A 15,936-nucleotide genomic window follows, 5' to 3' on the forward strand; every position below is an offset into this window, starting at 1 on the left:
TGACAGTACGCTTCCAACTTCGTTTTGTTCTCGTTTTTTGTTAATCAACGAAAGTACAAAACCTAAGAACAAAAATCCCCCGCCATCTTGACGATGCGGGGGATTTTTTATCTTGTATTAGTGGTGTATCACATTACAAAAAGAAGATTTTCCTATGTTGCGAGCATCACGCTACAAACCCCACACCCCTTATTTCGAGGCCATTAAGAGTATACGAACTATTTATTCAATATTCCCCACAACACAACTCCCTAAATAGTGTAAAAAATCAAATGTAAACATCCTTATAAAATACATAAAATCCGGGTGTAATATTACCTCATTCCAATCGATAGCCAGATTACAAACAGAAACACGATGAGGTACCCGCTCTACTATTTCTGCTAACTTAGATCTTTGCTTTTCGGTTAATTGACCACCACTATGGACAACACAGTTTCGGATAATCCTAAATTCGTCATAGGTATCAAACCATATAGAAATAGGATAGTTTTTTGCCAACATTCCTCTGTCCTGTTTTAACAACCCTGAATTCAACACGTATATTCTAAAATTATCATTTGTCCACATGCTATTTATTCTTCTGACTATCTTGTCTTCATCTGCCTGATTATCTTTAAATTTAATTAATAATTTATACAATTCCTCCAAAAATGCGTCTACTATGGAAATTGTGGTTATGAAATAATCTTTAATGACCTTATCGATTGCTGTCGTCTTGTATGCATGGACCATATCAATCCGAGAAAATATTGTTTCCAAGTCGTCTTCAATTTTTTGTGACAAACGATATTTAACTGGGATGCCACCCGTAGTACTAATATTTTTTTCTCCCCTTAGCTCTGCATACGAATTAGCTGACACATAACAAGCATTTATCAACAATGCCGTATTGTCATAATTTTGCATCAATCTAACAGAGAACTCATTTACAATTATTTTCGTGATATCCTTTAACTCCTCATTCATTGGTTTTCCCTCCTTGAGTGATCGAAAAATATTATTCTACCCAGATTATTCTATCAAAATGCCATTAGAATAAACAATCAGTATTATCTGTTTTGTGGTCTAGTAATGTTTTCCTATCAACTGGTTTGCAACACGAATGAAAATTACTGCATTCGTAATCCGGCAATTTTATAAAAACAAAAGCCCTCCTTCCATCAACGAAGGAGGCCATTATACAAAATTCAACCAATTAGCGTGTGAATTGGGGAGAATTGTTGATGTTTTTCGTTGATATCTCCAGCACATAAACGAACGTACCGTCTAACCATCGACATGTCGGTGTGTCCGAGAATACGTTGCAACGTGAACGGATCGCCGCCTGACTTAATCCAATGGAGAGCAAATGTGTGACGGAAAGGGTGGGCTGAACGCTTGTCCTCGTCAATTCCAGCCTGTTCCCCATTTAGCTTCAATCGCTCATCAAATGCATCCGCTGATAACTTTCGACCGTAAGTCGAGTAAAACAGGAAATTAGCGTTCGGGCCAAAGTCCTCATTTTCGCGGATAAGCTCCGCGCGTAGTTTGGCTACTTTTTTCGAGATCGGGACGGTTCGGGTCTTTCTTGTTTTGGCCTTCTCCCAAGGGACGGTCAAGGTAAGTTGATCAAAGTCCACGTCGTCTTTTGTCAAGGAAAGCAATTCGCTTATGCGGAGGGCCGTATCAGATAACGTCATCATGATCACGTAATCCCGGAAACCGTTAAAAGCCTGCTGATCTGGGGCCGCAAGGTATCTCCGCAGTTGGTCGGCGGTGAAAGATCTAATTTTGTCTTCGTCCACCTTTTGAAGCTTGATGTCAGCAGCTGGCGACGTTGGGATTACCCTTCACTCTGACACCAGTTAAAGAACGCTCTCATGGTTCGGATGCGAATATTTACCGTCATCGGGGACAGTCCCGTTACCCCAGGCTTCGAGCGTTTGATGTGGTGATCGGCGAACTTCTCTTTGTCGTTCGTCATCCACGTCACATATTCTCGGAGAACTGTCGCCGTGATTTTCTGCAACGTGATCTCTGGGTGATGATCCGTCAGCCAGTTGCGAAGGTATCTGAAATGAGACTCATAGTCTTTAATCGTTCTCGGGGCCGCACGCTCTGCCGTCTTGGCTGTGATGAAATCTTTCATCGCTTGTCCAAGGGAGATGGTCTCCGCTGCATCCAGCATCTCTTGCGTTTCAAGCTCCAATGCCCGGTGGGTGCGTGTTGTTTTGCGTTTCGGTCGTGTCGTTTCCAAGATGATAATCCTCCAAAATGGTTTATGGAGAACGTGGAGAAAAACAAAAAACCAATGACCTGAGCCACTGGTTTCCCCTAACGAACTATGCGACCGCACCTAGACCGTGACTCCAACGAACTACCATGCGGTCTTGTCGGCTGCTCGGTCTATCCACAGGCAGTGGAAAAGTGCTACAAAGCGTTGGTGTTATTGGTTTGGCGGAGAGGACAGGATTCGAACCTGCGTGGGGTTGCCCCCTAACGGTTTTCAAGACCGCCCCGTTATGACCACTTCGGTACCTCTCCTAAGTTTATACTAGATAAGTGCGAATCGTTTGTGCCCAATCCGGCAAAACCTCATCTACTGAGACAACTTTACCCTGTTTGGCCACAAGGATTGAGCGACTGCTTTCACTGTTGTCAATGATCACAAGTTCATCGATCAAATTCAAGATCTTGATAAGATTCTCAATGGATGTTACATACCGTTTTCGAATCGTCTCTTCAGGGATATCGTGCCCGCCATTCTTGACACGAACTTCAACGCGTTCAATATTTACTTCTACACGGTCAACCCCAAGGAAAAACATATGGAGCTCATAACCGGCAGCCTTTGCAGATCGGATGTGATTCTCGATGCAAAAACTGACGCCACTGCTGATGCAATCACGGGCAACTTTAATAGCTTCCCTTCCCGCCTCTACGTTGGCCGACTCTGGTACCTCTGGGTTAATTGTCCGTGCAATGGCGTCTGTGTCAATAATGACACCAAAACCCATCCCTAAAGATAACGACTCCCTTGTCGAGCTTTTTCCCGATCCATTAGCTCCTGCGAAGACGAAGAGTTTTGGCTTATGCTTATTTTTTGACATTAACGACTACCTTTTCACCGTTGGGATATTCACGAACGATACCATCCTCGGAAGAATACACAATATACGTGTCGTTTGTCTTTGCCATAATCCTGGCTCGCTCCGTATTCATTTTCAACAGCTTATTCATGCCTTCTGCATTATACCGTTCCATTTTCGATCAGCCCCTCTCTTCTATATATTTTAGCACACGGAGCACCATTCATGCTTACGTAAACAACAAAACGCCAAGGACCTATCCTTGGCGTTTTGTATAGAACATATAAGTTTGGCGGAGAGGACAGGATTCGAACCTGCGTGGGGTTGCCCCCTAACGGTTTTCAAGACCGCCCCGTTATGACCACTTCGGTACCTCTCCGTGAGGAAAGGCTTCGAAGGCCCGCTGTTATAGGCTTTGTAGTACATTGCGTTTATCGAAGTATTGGTTGGATGTGTTGGGCTCCAACGAACTCTTAGCGTACAGTATACATCGGTCATGCGGTCTAGGCAAGGGGTGGACCCAAGCTTATCTAAGTAGCGTTACCTATAATTGTTTGTAATTTTCACTTGTATCACATAATGCGGGACCAAATATTGATCTCCATATCGGTCACATACTACAGAATAGTTATCGTCATGACGACCAACATAAAGAGCAATATCCCCCTTTTTAAAACCATTATATTCACAAGTGAATTTTGCTTGACTATTTGGGTTCCAATTATCTTTTTCTACTTGGTCCTCAAAAGCAACAGGCTCTATAAACTCTGAAAGGTCAGGAGGAAGATCAAATCCTTTTACCCCGAGTTGTAAAATTCTATTGTAAACTAATTCACTGATGACTGTTTGAGGTAGGGAGTAATCACGACCGTATTTGTAAATATCCCACTTTTCTGCACGTGCTCTTTCACCAAATCTGAGGCATGAACCTATAACGGTATTTGCAGCTTCCATTTTTGAAACTCTTTTCTCTTGATAATACCTAGAAGCGTTTGCGATTTGCCTATTAACAATGTTATATATCTGTGATACAGAGAAAGTTTCGAGCAATTCTTGAAATATTGCTATAGTTTTTTCTCCTACTTTGTATTGAAAATCAAGTTTACTTAAATGATGTAGCAAATATTGACAACATTCCTCTATAGCAATTTTTCGCCATATTTCAAAACAATAGTATGGATTCGAAGTATATAGTTCTGATGGCGGGTTCATCAGCTCCTGAAGCAAGTTACTCCTAGTAACCCCTTCTGCCGAAACGTTAACATGGTAATATACAAGATAAGTGTACCAACTATTTGGAAACTCTTCATTATCCGGAAAAGATGCAACTTCAGACATAGGATGAACTACAAGTATCGCTTTACTTGTAAGAGTTTTTACTATTTCCTCACAAAACTTCTCTGTAGGAGATAGTTTATCAATATAATTTTGTACTGGATTTATGACTTGGAAATTTTCATCAAAACCAGATCTTAGTAAAGCAGATAAATACAACCTATCGGTTCTTGTTAATTGTGACACATCAATTGGCTTCCGTTTGGACAGATCATAGGTTTCCTTAATTTTCTCTTTCTTTTTTTTCAGTCTTTCTTCTTCTAACCTCGCAGATAACTCTCGACAATTTACACAAGAACAATAATTTGCACCTTCAGTGTGTTTACAGACAGGGCACTTAGGGAGTTCAGCTTTTTGAAAACCTTTATTATTCCTCGAGACTCTTTTCGTCAATAAATTGACAGAACAATAAGGACAAAGATATTCTTCAACGATTTGCGGAAAGTAAGCATGTATAACTGAAGGGGAGCATTTTATGCTAAATTCCTTCAAAAGTTCGCTTATTTTCTCGCCATCGTAGTATCTTGCCATTAAATCTTCTACTTGTTCGGTTGACAAATGTTTTAGTTTCGAGTTTTCTTGGCTCATTTCTAACACCTCACAGACTATTATCTCCAAATAGATTATCATGTTTTAATAGATTTCGCACTGATCAATTGACAAGACGTTAGAAGGAATAGAAATTCCATTGACATCCTGCTTCAACTAATACATTGTCATACCCCTCATTGCTCTGCGGGTATGTCGGAAGCCGGGATCTCCTACCGACGGTACCTAGACAAACTCTCTATTTCTCTACAATAATGATCCAAAAGGGTCATCTTTTTGCTTGTCTCACTACGTTCATTCATGTGACCCATACAAATCCCTTCTACTCAGAATCAGGTTTTATGAAAGCAACATAAAAAGTGCAACTCTCAAAAAATTGCTTGTAATTGTCTACACAAATGCTATAAATTCAAAGCCTCCACTAAGAGGCTCTGCTACTCTTCGAACACGTTCCCGCGTAAGAGTACGAGCGAACTGGTCCCAGGCCTCCGAGTTCCCCTGTTCGATCAAAATGAATTGCCGATCTGCACCCGATTCATGATTCAAGTCCAAAACAGCGTGTGCTGTTGTGCCTGATCCTGCGAATGGGTCTAAAACGATTCCATCCGGCGGGCACCAGATGTGGATTAGTTTCTTGATCAGTTGTAGAGGTTTGACCGTTTGAAAGTTGTGTCCCTTCCCAATGATCGTGTTCAATTCGCTTATACCCGCTTGGGTGTGGCCGGATTCTTTGTGGCTCCACGACTCAGTGCCGAGGACAAACGGTTCGTCGTAATCATCTTCGGCCCAAAACGTGGTAGGGATCTTACCTTGCTTGACGTATTGGAGGTAGCGCTTTAACGCAGGACGTCCAGTTCCGTTTGCAGTGAAGTAGAGCATCGGCCATACACCGTGATCGCGAAGTTCCTCCGCTTTTTGCCTTGCGGATTGGAGAAGGGGGTGTTCGAAAACTCTGTCATCATACGCAACTGGGCAGGTATCCAACTTACAGTCCGCTAGTGTCGGTGTTGGAGCGTTTTTCAGCACCAAGGCTTTCGCACGCCCGTCTCCAAGCTCGCGTTCTTCATAGTGGCTGCCCCACTGCTCCAGCCACTCCTTCATTTTTTTCTTAGGATGCGACCATGCACGAGCACCCGGATAGTGCAACGCCCCGGTAAAAGGCGATTGGATTGCGTACCGATCCCGCTCCGCAGGCGTGGCGACGGTAGCGTCTCCTCCGATCTTCCAAGGGCCGGCAGGGTCGTTGTCCGGATTTTTGTACTTAGCGTTCATGACATCGTTGCGGGGAAGAAGATTCGTGCTGGCTTGCTCCTTGTTCTTGGCGTAGACGAGCACGTATTCCGTGTCTCTGGAGACGTGCTTGTTGTCGTTCCTGGGGCCGTATGACTTCTGCCAGTTGATGATCGCGATACGGTTCTGTTCGCCAAACACCTCGTCCAGAAGCAGACCCAACCGAAATAGTTCGTTGTCGTCGATGCAGATCGCGAGGACTCCGCCGGGCTTGAGCAGCTCCTGCATCCGTAGCAGACGGGGCTTCATCATGCTCACCCACTCCCCGCCCCAACTATCACGATAGCGAAATGTCCGCCCAGTATTATACGGCGGGTCAGTGACGATGAGATCGACGCGTCCACGATGCTGTTCCAACTCCGCCATGACTCTTAGGTTTTCGCCTTCAATGATCATGTTTTTTGATTGATTTACTTCCGTACCAACGCACAATTCACGAATGACCCTCATTGCAATATCATACCTGTCCTTTCCGAGCGGAAACAGAGCGGATCGTCGTCCGCCCCATTTCTACTATTGTTGTTCGTGATTGATCTGTTCGAGATATTCGGGGTGAGGGTACTTTTTGGCGAATTCCACGACTGAAAGTTTCGACAAGTCATCCAACACCTGTAGGTATTTCGCGTCTTCCTCCCCAATGTGGAAAATCGGGTCACAGCATCGGATCGGAAGAAATTCGCCATCCGCCTTCTGCTCTACAATATGGAACTCGACGTTTCCGTCGCATATGACAAGGGCTGTATCGTTCGTCAAGAGCAATCCGGACAGTTTAAACACTTTCTCTTCATCAAGATCCTGCTCCGTCCAACTTATCGTGACGAGTTCTCTCCCTATAACACATACCTCTTGAATGCGTTGGTCGAAAATTCCCATTCCTCTCTCTCCCTTATTCAAGGTTTCACCAGCTCGAATACGTCTTCAAAATCAACTTCCAAGGTGTCGCAGATTTTTTTAGCGCTATGTGGACCGGCATTGCGAATTCCCTTTTCCAACTGGGACAAAAACGGGCTGCTAAGACCCGTTTTTCTCGCAAGGTCTCGCTGAGAGAACCCTGCCAGTACCCGAACATTCACAAGTTCCGGCTTGGCCCGGATCGTCAGGCCGATACTTTCTTGGGTATCCCCATTTCCTTCTTGTGCGCAGTAGATCGTGGACAGGGCGTTCATCATCCGTTCCCAATGCTTGGACAATTTCTGTTGCTTGAAGCCATCCGCAGCCTTGCGGATGGCCATTGCTGCTTGGTCAAGGTCTGGGAAAGTAACGAGTACCCTTCCCCGGATCTCCTGCACAAATGGCAGATACAACACAGATTCAGCAAGCCGGAGTTCTGCTTCACGACATGCGTCCATCGCCAGTTCCACATGCCCCCGATGCTCAGAATTGTGGAATGGCGGGAATACTTGGTCACTTATCAGGTACGAATTCGCCAACTCGACATAGCAGAGTCCGGCCTCGACCTGATACCCGTTTTGATCCAAAAACTCGGCTATGGATCGCAGGCAGGCATTTGCGATCGGAGCGGAGCAGGTATCAAGGAAGTTCGCCCAAGCAGTTCGTATTCCACGCTCATCGTCAATCACGCCAATTTCGTGCAACAGGGTAACTGATTTTTCGAGATAGAGTTGTGCTTCCCAACTCTTCGACATTTTTGCATAGACCCGGCTTAACATGAGCTGAAGGAAACACAAGGTTGTCCGCTCTGGGTCGCTCTGGCAAATGTCTTCAGCATGGCGGTAGATTTGCATGGCGTCCTTGGAGTTCTCCATATAGAAATGACACAGTCCAATCAGAATAAGCAGGGTGGTAGTTTCGTACTCCGCAACCTCTGGTAGACGACCACACAACGCAAGTGCTCGGTCAAAGTGCCGGCGAGCGTGCTCAAAACGTTGCTCTTGGAACTCAATGTGACCCAGAAACTTGTAGACCGCGACAACCGTTTCCAAGTCCTGTGTTGCATAAGCCGATTCGAGGGCGGTGTAGAACCAATCCGTTGCCTCCATCGGTTGACCCGAACAGAGATAGCACACCGCAAGATTCACCAGCAGATCGTTTTTGGGGATGCTACCAATAAAGGGTCGCTTCACCAGCTCTTCGAAACACTCTAGTGCTGACAGATAGTCTCTGTCTTGCTGGTGCTTCATCCCTTGATGGAACAGCTTCACACACTCTTTGTTGTGCTGCGAGTCAACCATGAAGGAATCAAAAGGTACTTCCAGACGTTCTGCAATTCCGTTTAACACCGTGAACGAAGGTCTGCCGATATCCGTCTCTGTTTGCTCGATCATGAGCGGATCGCAGAGTCCTTGCGCCAACTGCGCTTGGGTGAACCCTTTTTGTTTACGAAGAACTTGGATGCGTTGCCCAAGTGTAAGTGGAACAACGGTCTGACATGACATCGCTCGACACTCCCTTTTTCTACAAAATAAAAAAATCACCGATTCGGAGTAATCTCCTACCAATGATTTTAAAAGTATTATGAAGTTATTAAAACAAATACATTTGCAACTAAATAGTAGTCATGTAACCACACACCACCACATCCATACTACGGATAAACATTTTAATGGCGGATTCGAGATGAACCCCCTAAAAAAAACCGCCTACAAAAGGCGGTTTTTATTACTTTACGGCGATTATCCCATCTGGTTTTGGCCCAACATCGTAAGCGAGAACAGTTTTTTCGGTTGTGACTCCAATAAGGATAGGCGATAGAAGCACAACCACAAATGTCAAAGCAAGTAATTTTTTCATACGCTGTTCCTCCTTTGAGATTCACGTAGCAAGTGCGCAACTTTGACCATGACCTCATATGCCTTATCCACGTTCCCTTGCAAGCGGTAAGCATTTGCAATCATTTGTAGCGCATCTGCCGAATCTGCATTCATTCCCATTATAGCACACATCTCACTAGCAATATTTGCATGGTGGATGCAGTCGTCGAATTCTCTGATGAGTAAACTAAGTTTCGATCTAGCAATGTAATACAAGCCCAACATGAAGGGATCTTCTTTCCCCATTTGTTCCCTATATGCTTCGGCTTTAAGGAGAATTTCTTGGGCACTTGTCGCGTCTTCGTTTTTTACACACAATACCACTGCTCTGGAGAGAGTATACATCCCCATCCCATAATCCCCTAAACGTTCAAATTCCTTTGCAGAAGATTGTAACTTATCGACTGCATCTTTATAATTCAGCTTTGATTCGACATGGAAGGCAAAATGCTGTTTCACAACGTTTGCCTCATGGATCAAGTTCTGGCTTTCGTAGATGGCCTTAGCCTTCGCTAGATACGAACCATCCCCCGATGCAATCGCAAGAGCAAACAATGTATCGGCGATACCTGTAAGATCAGCCGAGGACTCATAAAACTGATAGGCTTTTTCCAGATATTTTCGAGCATCCTGTTTATATCCCAACTGATTACAGACTAGACCTAAATTCTTTGTCACCCTTGCTGCGACAATATCGAAAGTTCTGAACTTTAGGCTTATTCGATACCCCTGTTGAAAAGTAGAAAAAGCACGCTCGAAATCATTGAGGTTGAAATAGGCGCGACCCAGCTTATTATATAAGATGCACAGCGTTTCTTCGCTCACAGACTTGTTGGCTTCCTGTTCTTCTAAAAACGGCAGCACCTTGTCTACCGCTTCATGGTACCTTCCAGTCTTGTTAAGACAGTCAACATGGTAAACAAATAGTTCAGTTTTCTGATGCTCCAGGAGATTTTCATTACCACTGAGATCTTCTATGTGTTTCAATGCGTGTTCATAATCTGACTTTTCAATATATACACTTATCATATCAATGCGGAAACCCGCCTCAAACTGTTGTTCTTGCATCCCCATGATCTCGCGTAGCGGGACGCCGAGCTTGTCGGCCAGTTTGCCAAGCATTATTGCCGAGGGATATTGGCGATCGTTCTCCAAATGACTAACAACTGTCTTTGAGCAAATTCCTTCCGCAACGTCTGATTGAGAGAAACCTTTTTCAGCTCGTATCTGCTTGAAACGCTGCCCAATGGTTAGCGATGAATCAATTAACATGTCCTTACCACCCGTCCCAATTGATCAGTAATTCCAACAACTATTATACCTAATGATTACAAGCGTGTATATGATTTTAATATAAGCCTCAATATACTCATAGCAATCAATACTAATAAGAAAAAACATGCCAAGTAATCGGCATGTCTCATGTCATGTAATGTCCGATTTTCCAATTGATCGTACTTAGAAAAACCTAGTAATGACAATGCCTCAAGGCGTTTAATACCTCGTAGAAAAGACATTACCCGGACATTTTACCTCAAAGACTCAATCGCCCTTCTTAAATCGTGATGAGACGGCTCTACATACCTCATCGTCGTTTGAACGTTGTCATGGCCCATTAGCTCCTTCACCTCGTTGAGCTGGCGACCCGCATCCACCAACCGTTTACCGAATGTATGACGCAACGAGTGACACGAGTGTTGACCATCCAACTTCATACCGTCAGCTGACCGCTCCAATAGGCCACAGCGTTCGAGGTACGTATCCAGCATGTGTTCTATGGCCCGCGCTGTCATCTTGCCGGATCGTTCCGTGACAAGGACGTATTCACTTGCTTGGTGAACCGGCTTTTCGCTGGCGTTCCTAAACGGCAACCACGTCTTTAACGCCTTCTTCAAATCCTGGTGCATCGGTATGACACGGAACTTCCCACCCTTGCCATTCATGACGGTCACGGTTTCGCGCCGGAAGTCTACGTGCGTCAGCTTCAAGTCGCTGACCTCCTCGACCCGCAGCCCTGCCCGAAACATCGTGTAGAAGATCGCCCGATCTCTAGCCGCCTTGAACTCGTTCTTCTCCGTGTCCAGCGCGTATGTGAGTCGGTTGATTTCTTGGTCGGTCATCCATTTTGGGCCCGTGACCTGTTGAACACGTTTCATGCGTACCTTGCTGGCTGGATCGGTAGGAATGTGATTCTTGTCGACGGCCCAGCTAAAGAACGTCTTGAGCGTCGCCAACGCCTTGTTGATCGTAGCTGGCTTTTGGTCGAGGGTATTCAACATGTAGGAACGATAGTCCTGAATCATGATCGTCGTGACGCCCTCCGGCTCAAACGCAGCCCCTACACTCTGCTCGTACCAAGTGACGAACTTGTTGAGCCCGGTGACGTATGTACTAATCGTCTTGTCCGCCTTGTCCTCGTCTTTCAACCATGCTGCAAATTGCTGTAGATAGTGATTCATGCTCTGCACCCCATGTTCGAATGTGTTCTGCGACGAACTTATGAGGTGATTCTAACGTGTTCTGCGATGTATTGTCAACGTATTTCCGGTATATTCGTCGTAGAAAATCAGTTCTACGATGAATTATCATTGACGAATATGGTCTCATTAAAACACTACTTAACCTCCACAACTTAGGAGATCGCTCTAAGACATGATTAAGGAGAGAACCGCAAGGACGATAATTAACATTAGGCACCCACACCCCAATTTCGGATCGCCCGAACCACCGCTTTTCTTACCCCTGTTGATTTCTCGTGACCATTCCCTTCGTGCTTGCCGCATTGCATAGCGTTTTGCCTGTCCCCAGCTCGGACCGATTCGCATTTGTAGTACCTCTACTTTCATGAAGAACACTAGTATGAGTAACAAGTACGCGATTTTACATCAATTTCCTTCCAGAACTTTTCGTTCAGCGGTGTAAATACTTTGACCATGATCCGTTGAGTTGACGCCAGCTTAATGAACAAAGTGGTATATGATAAATTTAGATGCAATGGAAAGGAAGATTGATATGAACAAATTTCTTCCTGTAGCCGTGTTCTACAGACAAAAAAGAGGCACCTTACCCTTACCACCTCGCAAAATATGCAAGCATACCGTTCATGTGCGAACTCATTCACTCCAAGCATTAGGGGTACAACTATGAAGCAGTTCAGGTTATTCACATTGATGAACCGGACGAAGACGTGTGGGTTGCATAGATTTATTTAGTCGATGCTCCGCAGAGTGACGCTCAGATCTGGGAGACTATCCTTAAGAATCAATAGCAGCATTTATCAGTAAAACCCCTTGGCGAGCAACTGAGTTTTTTTCCTAAGACGACCCCTGCCACTCCCCTGCAAGAATGACCCCCTGTGTTCTCCACGCACCCCGCCCGATGATAGACGCGTGTTTGCAGGATTTTCGGTACTTCGACGAGTAGGCCGGACTCCCTCGCTTGAATAACACCCTGTCGCAGTTCGCAAAGTCTCATAAAATTTTTTGCGAGTTCTCTAGAACTTCGGGCCTCTACATGTACCAGCGAAGTGTACTTCAGATAGTTGACCTTCTGAGTTATGAACTTGCTCGCTCCACAGACCTGCAACGTTACCAGTGGAGTGCTAAGAAATAGTAAACCACCGCGAACGCGGTCAACCCCGTCTAACGACCTGTGGATCTCACTGTAATACAGATTTTCCGAAAGAAGTTTTTGACATCCACTAGTTTACATAACACAAGGAATCGCTCAGCAAGTATACTGAATGCTGAGTAGCTACGCGTCAGCTAGCCTTATGACGGTATAGATCTCAATCAGGAAGGGGATGAACGATGAAAAAGACTGATCTCCTTATAAAGAAAATGAACGAGCTTATGATTCGGCAGCGAAGCCCGTACATCGAGCAGTATGTTGACCAGAATCAGAACGTCAAGTGGCATCAAAGGGATGCCAGCATAACAGACAACGCACTCCGTGACCACTTCGAAGCCAAGCGAACCTTGGGGATATTCTACGCACGAGGTGGAACTCCGTTCCTGTTCTTTGACGTTGACGCAAAGGGCGATCCAGTCGGCCAAGAGGTGCGAGTCAAGGGCATCATGACCGCTCTCCTAAAAGCCGGTATCCTACAAGAGAATATTCATGTCATGTTCAGCGGGAACAAAGGCTACCATGTACAGTTGTTCTTTGATAACTTGCTTCCGATCAACAGCGTTGCCGCATTCGGACGAGTCATCATCGACAAGCTGAACCATTATCGGTCAGGTGTAGAACTTCGACCTGAGTCCACCAAAGGACGCGGCGTAAAGCTACCGCTCGCTTTGCACCAAGCGACAGGAGCGTTCGCAACCTACGTTGATCCCTACATGTTGGAGATGGTCGAGGACAGTGAAGATTACTTCCTTAACATTCAACCGATGCCAACGGAGCAGATGAGAGCGGCTATTAATCTCACTCTGGAAGAGGAGAAATTGAACCGGGCCGAACCGCAACCACTGGAGTCCACCAACACGCGCCTAGAACGTGCTAAACGGGAGTTTGCCGACATGCCTATACCAACAGGTCAGAGCTCCGGGTTGCGTGAGAAGGCTGAGAAACTGCTTCGTGACGGTCTGCAAGAAATAGGGACACGCCATGACTCGCAGTTCCTGTTGGCGTTGCATTTCAAGGGCCTGGGCTTCCCTCTCGAATCTGCGATAAACGAGGTCTCCGACTGGATGGAGAGCCAACGAGATCGGGGCATGACAAATGAAGATGGCCTTGACTATCTACTCTCAGAGGTAAAGCGTCACGTAACTCTCGTCTACGATAATACAGCGTATGTCGGCTTGTACGACAATCGTGGCCGCCCTCCTGAGATGACTAGTGAAGATGCGATACGCAGGATTCCAAAAGAAAAACCTTCGCCGTGTCCTCTGGGCCGTTCTAATGATCGGTCGGATGTACCAAAAAGACGGTTACTTCGCCGCTGATATGAACTCCATCGCGAGCATGACGGGTTTGCAACGTCGTGCGGTTGGGCGTCACCTCGCAGAGTTGATTGAGAATGACGTGTTGAGAAAAACCAGCGAGTACAGATACACCGAGCACATGGCGACGGAATACTTCATGCCACGCCTCGTTGAAAACCATCCACAGTCCACAACGATCCCAAATGAAGGCTCAACTGTCGGCGAAATGTACGTCCAATCATACAAACTCATGGAACGTCTGTATAAACGTCCTCCCCGCCGTAAGCAGCATAGCTCATGAGTATTGTAGTATGCCACCAGATGTAACACCATATATACTATCTTCTATTCCCTCTTGCAGAAAGTGAGAAATACGAGTGAGAGAGCAAAATTCGTCGAGAAAAACATGCTGTTGAGGTCGCGGCACGCAATTTCGCCCGACCCGCAGCGTTACATAGTATATCTATACAGTATCGTTCGGTCAGCTACCGATCTTGGCCAACCATTCGAAATATACATCTGGTAGTAGCCGTTATTACGCATCAGCCACCGGAAGTTCAGCGTACTCAGCAAATTTTCTGCCAATAGCGCTAGACTTCCGGTGGTAGATGCCTCGAACCCTTGATACTGCGTTCAGCCAGCGGAAGTCTACTTCCGGCGGTCACGTCAGAATGCTGTGCCAGTTTTATCGCCAATGTTCCTACTTGTACGCCACATGCTCGTAATACTTCCAACGGACCGCCCCGCAGTCCATCTGTCATCACCTCACCTCTGGGTAAAATGAAAGCACCCCGAAGGGTGCCTAAGAATAATACTCTACAGTTTCCGCGAACCAACCAGTAAATTGCTCGTTTAACCAAATCTGAAGACCAGCCTCAAAACTGCCATACTCCTTGCGATACGCAAGTGCATCAGAAATGGTTAGTACACTAGAAAGACCAACTACCTCGACGACCCACTTTGCAGGGGTCGAATGTTCTCTGTTCACATCAGCTTCTACACCGTTTTGGCGTAGATCATTTAAAGGTGATGTAACAAGATATTCGATAAAAGGTGAAGAAGTATGGGTGATCGAGAGAAGACAAGACTCACAAAGATACACACCTTGAGTTAATCCGAAGGATACGGATCATTCAAGGCTTTTTGTCGAAGAACGGATTTTACCCGTTCAGCGTCATGAGAGCGACGAATACTCAGGGAGGCTTTCATACCTCCACCACCTTCAAACGCCTCCTAAAGCCCTCCTAGCGGCCTCGGTTTCACCGTTACGCACATTTCCTCACAAAGGGCGCTTAACAAGACGTACATTTCCATGATTGAACCAGCCGTCCTTGATTACGATGCTTTCCCTCGCCAAAAGGCTGAACGTCAGCGGAACACAGATGATGCACGACGTTGAAGCTCTCCTGAATGAAAACGATACGAATACGTAGAAAGACCCTTGCGCCGTTTTTATCAAGGCATACAAGGGTCTTTTCGCGTTATTGGGCGTCGTCGGCGAACTCACCTTCCGGGTCGCCAAGCTCTCCACTCTGTCAGCGTTCGCAAAAAAGGGGGACCTCTACCCCCTGCCCGCCTGCAAAAACGCCTCATAGCGCCTATTATGGCCACGAAATACAGCCCTCTGCGCGACACCGTCTAGGGGGTAGCTAGCCCTTACCCACCTGCACAAGCGTCTCCTACGGCTTCCTAGAGCCCCCTTCCCCGCTGTCTCCTCCTATTGTCCCAAGAAAACGAGACGGTTCCCAAAGTTTGTGGGTTCACCGCCTTCTCAGCCCATATATAATTCCCTTAGATGTTCTTATCGTAAACCTGAAATCGCCACGACACGGTTGCTCTGTGGATCGACGTACAAGCGGATCTTGCTACACACCCCATTCAAGGCCTTCAAGTACAGGGACTCTGTGACATGCTCCCCAAACTCCCACCCTCTAGGCATTACAGTAATGTGCGACTCCGCCTTCACGAATGTGTTGCTGATGAAGTTCCACA

13 protein-coding genes and 2 tRNA genes are annotated in these 15,936 nt (G+C 45.9%); 1 reads left to right on the forward strand and 14 read right to left on the reverse strand.

Going from position 1 to position 15,936, the window contains the following annotated elements:
* Positions 1 to 222: 222 nt before the first annotated feature.
* From C7459_RS18495 to C7459_RS18550, 13 genes are all read right to left on the reverse strand, one after another.
* The gene (locus C7459_RS18495) at positions 223 to 969 is read right to left on the reverse strand and encodes a hypothetical protein (protein ID WP_109690770.1); all 747 of its coding nucleotides are present in this window, start codon (positions 967 to 969) and stop codon (positions 223 to 225) included.
* 221 nt (positions 970 to 1,190) lie between these two features.
* Positions 1,191 to 1,787 carry a tyrosine-type recombinase/integrase gene (locus C7459_RS18500; RefSeq protein ID WP_170119551.1) on the reverse strand — a complete coding sequence of 199 codons (597 nt, stop codon included), beginning with the start codon at positions 1,785 to 1,787 and terminating at the stop codon, positions 1,191 to 1,193.
* Positions 1,788 to 1,825: 38 nt separating this feature from the next.
* On the reverse strand, positions 1,826 to 2,239 hold the full coding sequence (locus C7459_RS18505) for a phage integrase SAM-like domain-containing protein (RefSeq protein ID WP_109690772.1): 414 nt from the start codon (positions 2,237 to 2,239) through the stop codon (positions 1,826 to 1,828).
* A gap of 198 nt (positions 2,240 to 2,437) precedes the next feature.
* Positions 2,438 to 2,526 (reverse strand) — tRNA-Ser (locus tag C7459_RS18510).
* Positions 2,527 to 2,531: 5 nt separating this feature from the next.
* The gene (locus C7459_RS18515) at positions 2,532 to 3,092 is read right to left on the reverse strand and encodes an ATPase (protein ID WP_146201045.1); all 561 of its coding nucleotides are present in this window, start codon (positions 3,090 to 3,092) and stop codon (positions 2,532 to 2,534) included.
* 269 nt (positions 3,093 to 3,361) lie between these two features.
* A tRNA-Ser gene (locus C7459_RS18520) sits at positions 3,362 to 3,450 on the reverse strand.
* A 161-nt stretch (positions 3,451 to 3,611) separates the two neighbouring features.
* Positions 3,612 to 4,994 (reverse strand): hypothetical protein, encoded by a 1,383-nt coding sequence (locus C7459_RS18525; RefSeq protein ID WP_109690774.1) that lies wholly within the window; start codon positions 4,992 to 4,994, stop codon positions 3,612 to 3,614.
* A gap of 351 nt (positions 4,995 to 5,345) precedes the next feature.
* Positions 5,346 to 6,602 carry a site-specific DNA-methyltransferase gene (locus C7459_RS18530; protein WP_245884627.1) on the reverse strand — a complete coding sequence of 419 codons (1,257 nt, stop codon included), beginning with the start codon at positions 6,600 to 6,602 and terminating at the stop codon, positions 5,346 to 5,348.
* Between the two features lie 156 nt (positions 6,603 to 6,758).
* Positions 6,759 to 7,118, reverse strand: coding sequence for a hypothetical protein (locus C7459_RS18535; protein ID WP_109690775.1), 360 nt, complete (start codon positions 7,116 to 7,118; stop codon positions 6,759 to 6,761).
* Between the two features lie 17 nt (positions 7,119 to 7,135).
* A complete protein-coding gene (locus C7459_RS18540; protein ID WP_109690776.1) occupies positions 7,136 to 8,641 on the reverse strand; it encodes a tetratricopeptide repeat protein in 1,506 nt (501 codons plus the stop codon).
* Positions 8,642 to 8,864: 223 nt separating this feature from the next.
* Entirely contained in the window at positions 8,865 to 8,996 is a 132-nt protein-coding gene (locus tag C7459_RS24050) for a hypothetical protein (protein ID WP_281272790.1), read from the reverse strand.
* Entirely contained in the window at positions 8,993 to 10,288 is a 1,296-nt protein-coding gene (locus C7459_RS18545) for a tetratricopeptide repeat protein (protein WP_109690777.1), read from the reverse strand. The genes C7459_RS24050 and C7459_RS18545 overlap by 4 nt, the downstream gene beginning before the upstream one ends.
* A gap of 257 nt (positions 10,289 to 10,545) precedes the next feature.
* Positions 10,546 to 11,475 carry a tyrosine-type recombinase/integrase gene (locus tag C7459_RS18550; protein WP_109690778.1) on the reverse strand — a complete coding sequence of 310 codons (930 nt, stop codon included), beginning with the start codon at positions 11,473 to 11,475 and terminating at the stop codon, positions 10,546 to 10,548.
* A 1,350-nt stretch (positions 11,476 to 12,825) separates the two neighbouring features.
* On the opposite strand from C7459_RS18550, the gene C7459_RS18555 reads away from it, so the two are divergent.
* On the forward strand, positions 12,826 to 13,965 hold the full coding sequence (locus C7459_RS18555; RefSeq protein ID WP_109690779.1) for a TOTE conflict system archaeo-eukaryotic primase domain-containing protein: 1,140 nt from the start codon (positions 12,826 to 12,828) through the stop codon (positions 13,963 to 13,965).
* 1,780 nt (positions 13,966 to 15,745) lie between these two features.
* Here C7459_RS18555 and C7459_RS23735 read toward each other — a convergent pair.
* Positions 15,746 to 15,936, reverse strand: a 191-nt coding sequence (locus tag C7459_RS23735) for a hypothetical protein (protein WP_211320423.1), incomplete at its 5' end; no start/stop codon positions are given.

The sequence above is a fragment of the Tumebacillus permanentifrigoris genome (assembly GCF_003148565.1).
In the GTDB taxonomy this organism is placed as follows: Bacteria; Bacillota; Bacilli; order Tumebacillales; family Tumebacillaceae; genus Tumebacillus; species Tumebacillus permanentifrigoris.

Bases quoted from the DNA above. Each gene is read 5' to 3' on its own strand.
- C7459_RS18545 (WP_109690777.1), bottom strand. From the start codon at position 10,288: ATGTTAATTGATTCATCGCTAACCATTGGGCAGCGTTTCAAGCAGATA.
- C7459_RS24050 (WP_281272790.1), bottom strand. From the start codon at position 8,996: ATGAAAAAATTACTTGCTTTGACATTTGTGGTTGTGCTTCTATCGCCT.
- C7459_RS18525 (WP_109690774.1), bottom strand. From the start codon at position 4,994: ATGAGCCAAGAAAACTCGAAACTAAAACATTTGTCAACCGAACAAGTA.
- C7459_RS18515 (WP_146201045.1), bottom strand. From the start codon at position 3,092: ATGTCAAAAAATAAGCATAAGCCAAAACTCTTCGTCTTCGCAGGAGCT.
- C7459_RS18555 (WP_109690779.1), top strand. From the start codon at position 12,826: ATGAAAAAGACTGATCTCCTTATAAAGAAAATGAACGAGCTTATGATT.
- C7459_RS18535 (WP_109690775.1), bottom strand. From the start codon at position 7,118: ATGGGAATTTTCGACCAACGCATTCAAGAGGTATGTGTTATAGGGAGA.
- C7459_RS18495 (WP_109690770.1), bottom strand. From the start codon at position 969: ATGAATGAGGAGTTAAAGGATATCACGAAAATAATTGTAAATGAGTTC.
- C7459_RS18540 (WP_109690776.1), bottom strand. From the start codon at position 8,641: ATGTCATGTCAGACCGTTGTTCCACTTACACTTGGGCAACGCATCCAA.
- C7459_RS18550 (WP_109690778.1), bottom strand. From the start codon at position 11,475: ATGAATCACTATCTACAGCAATTTGCAGCATGGTTGAAAGACGAGGAC.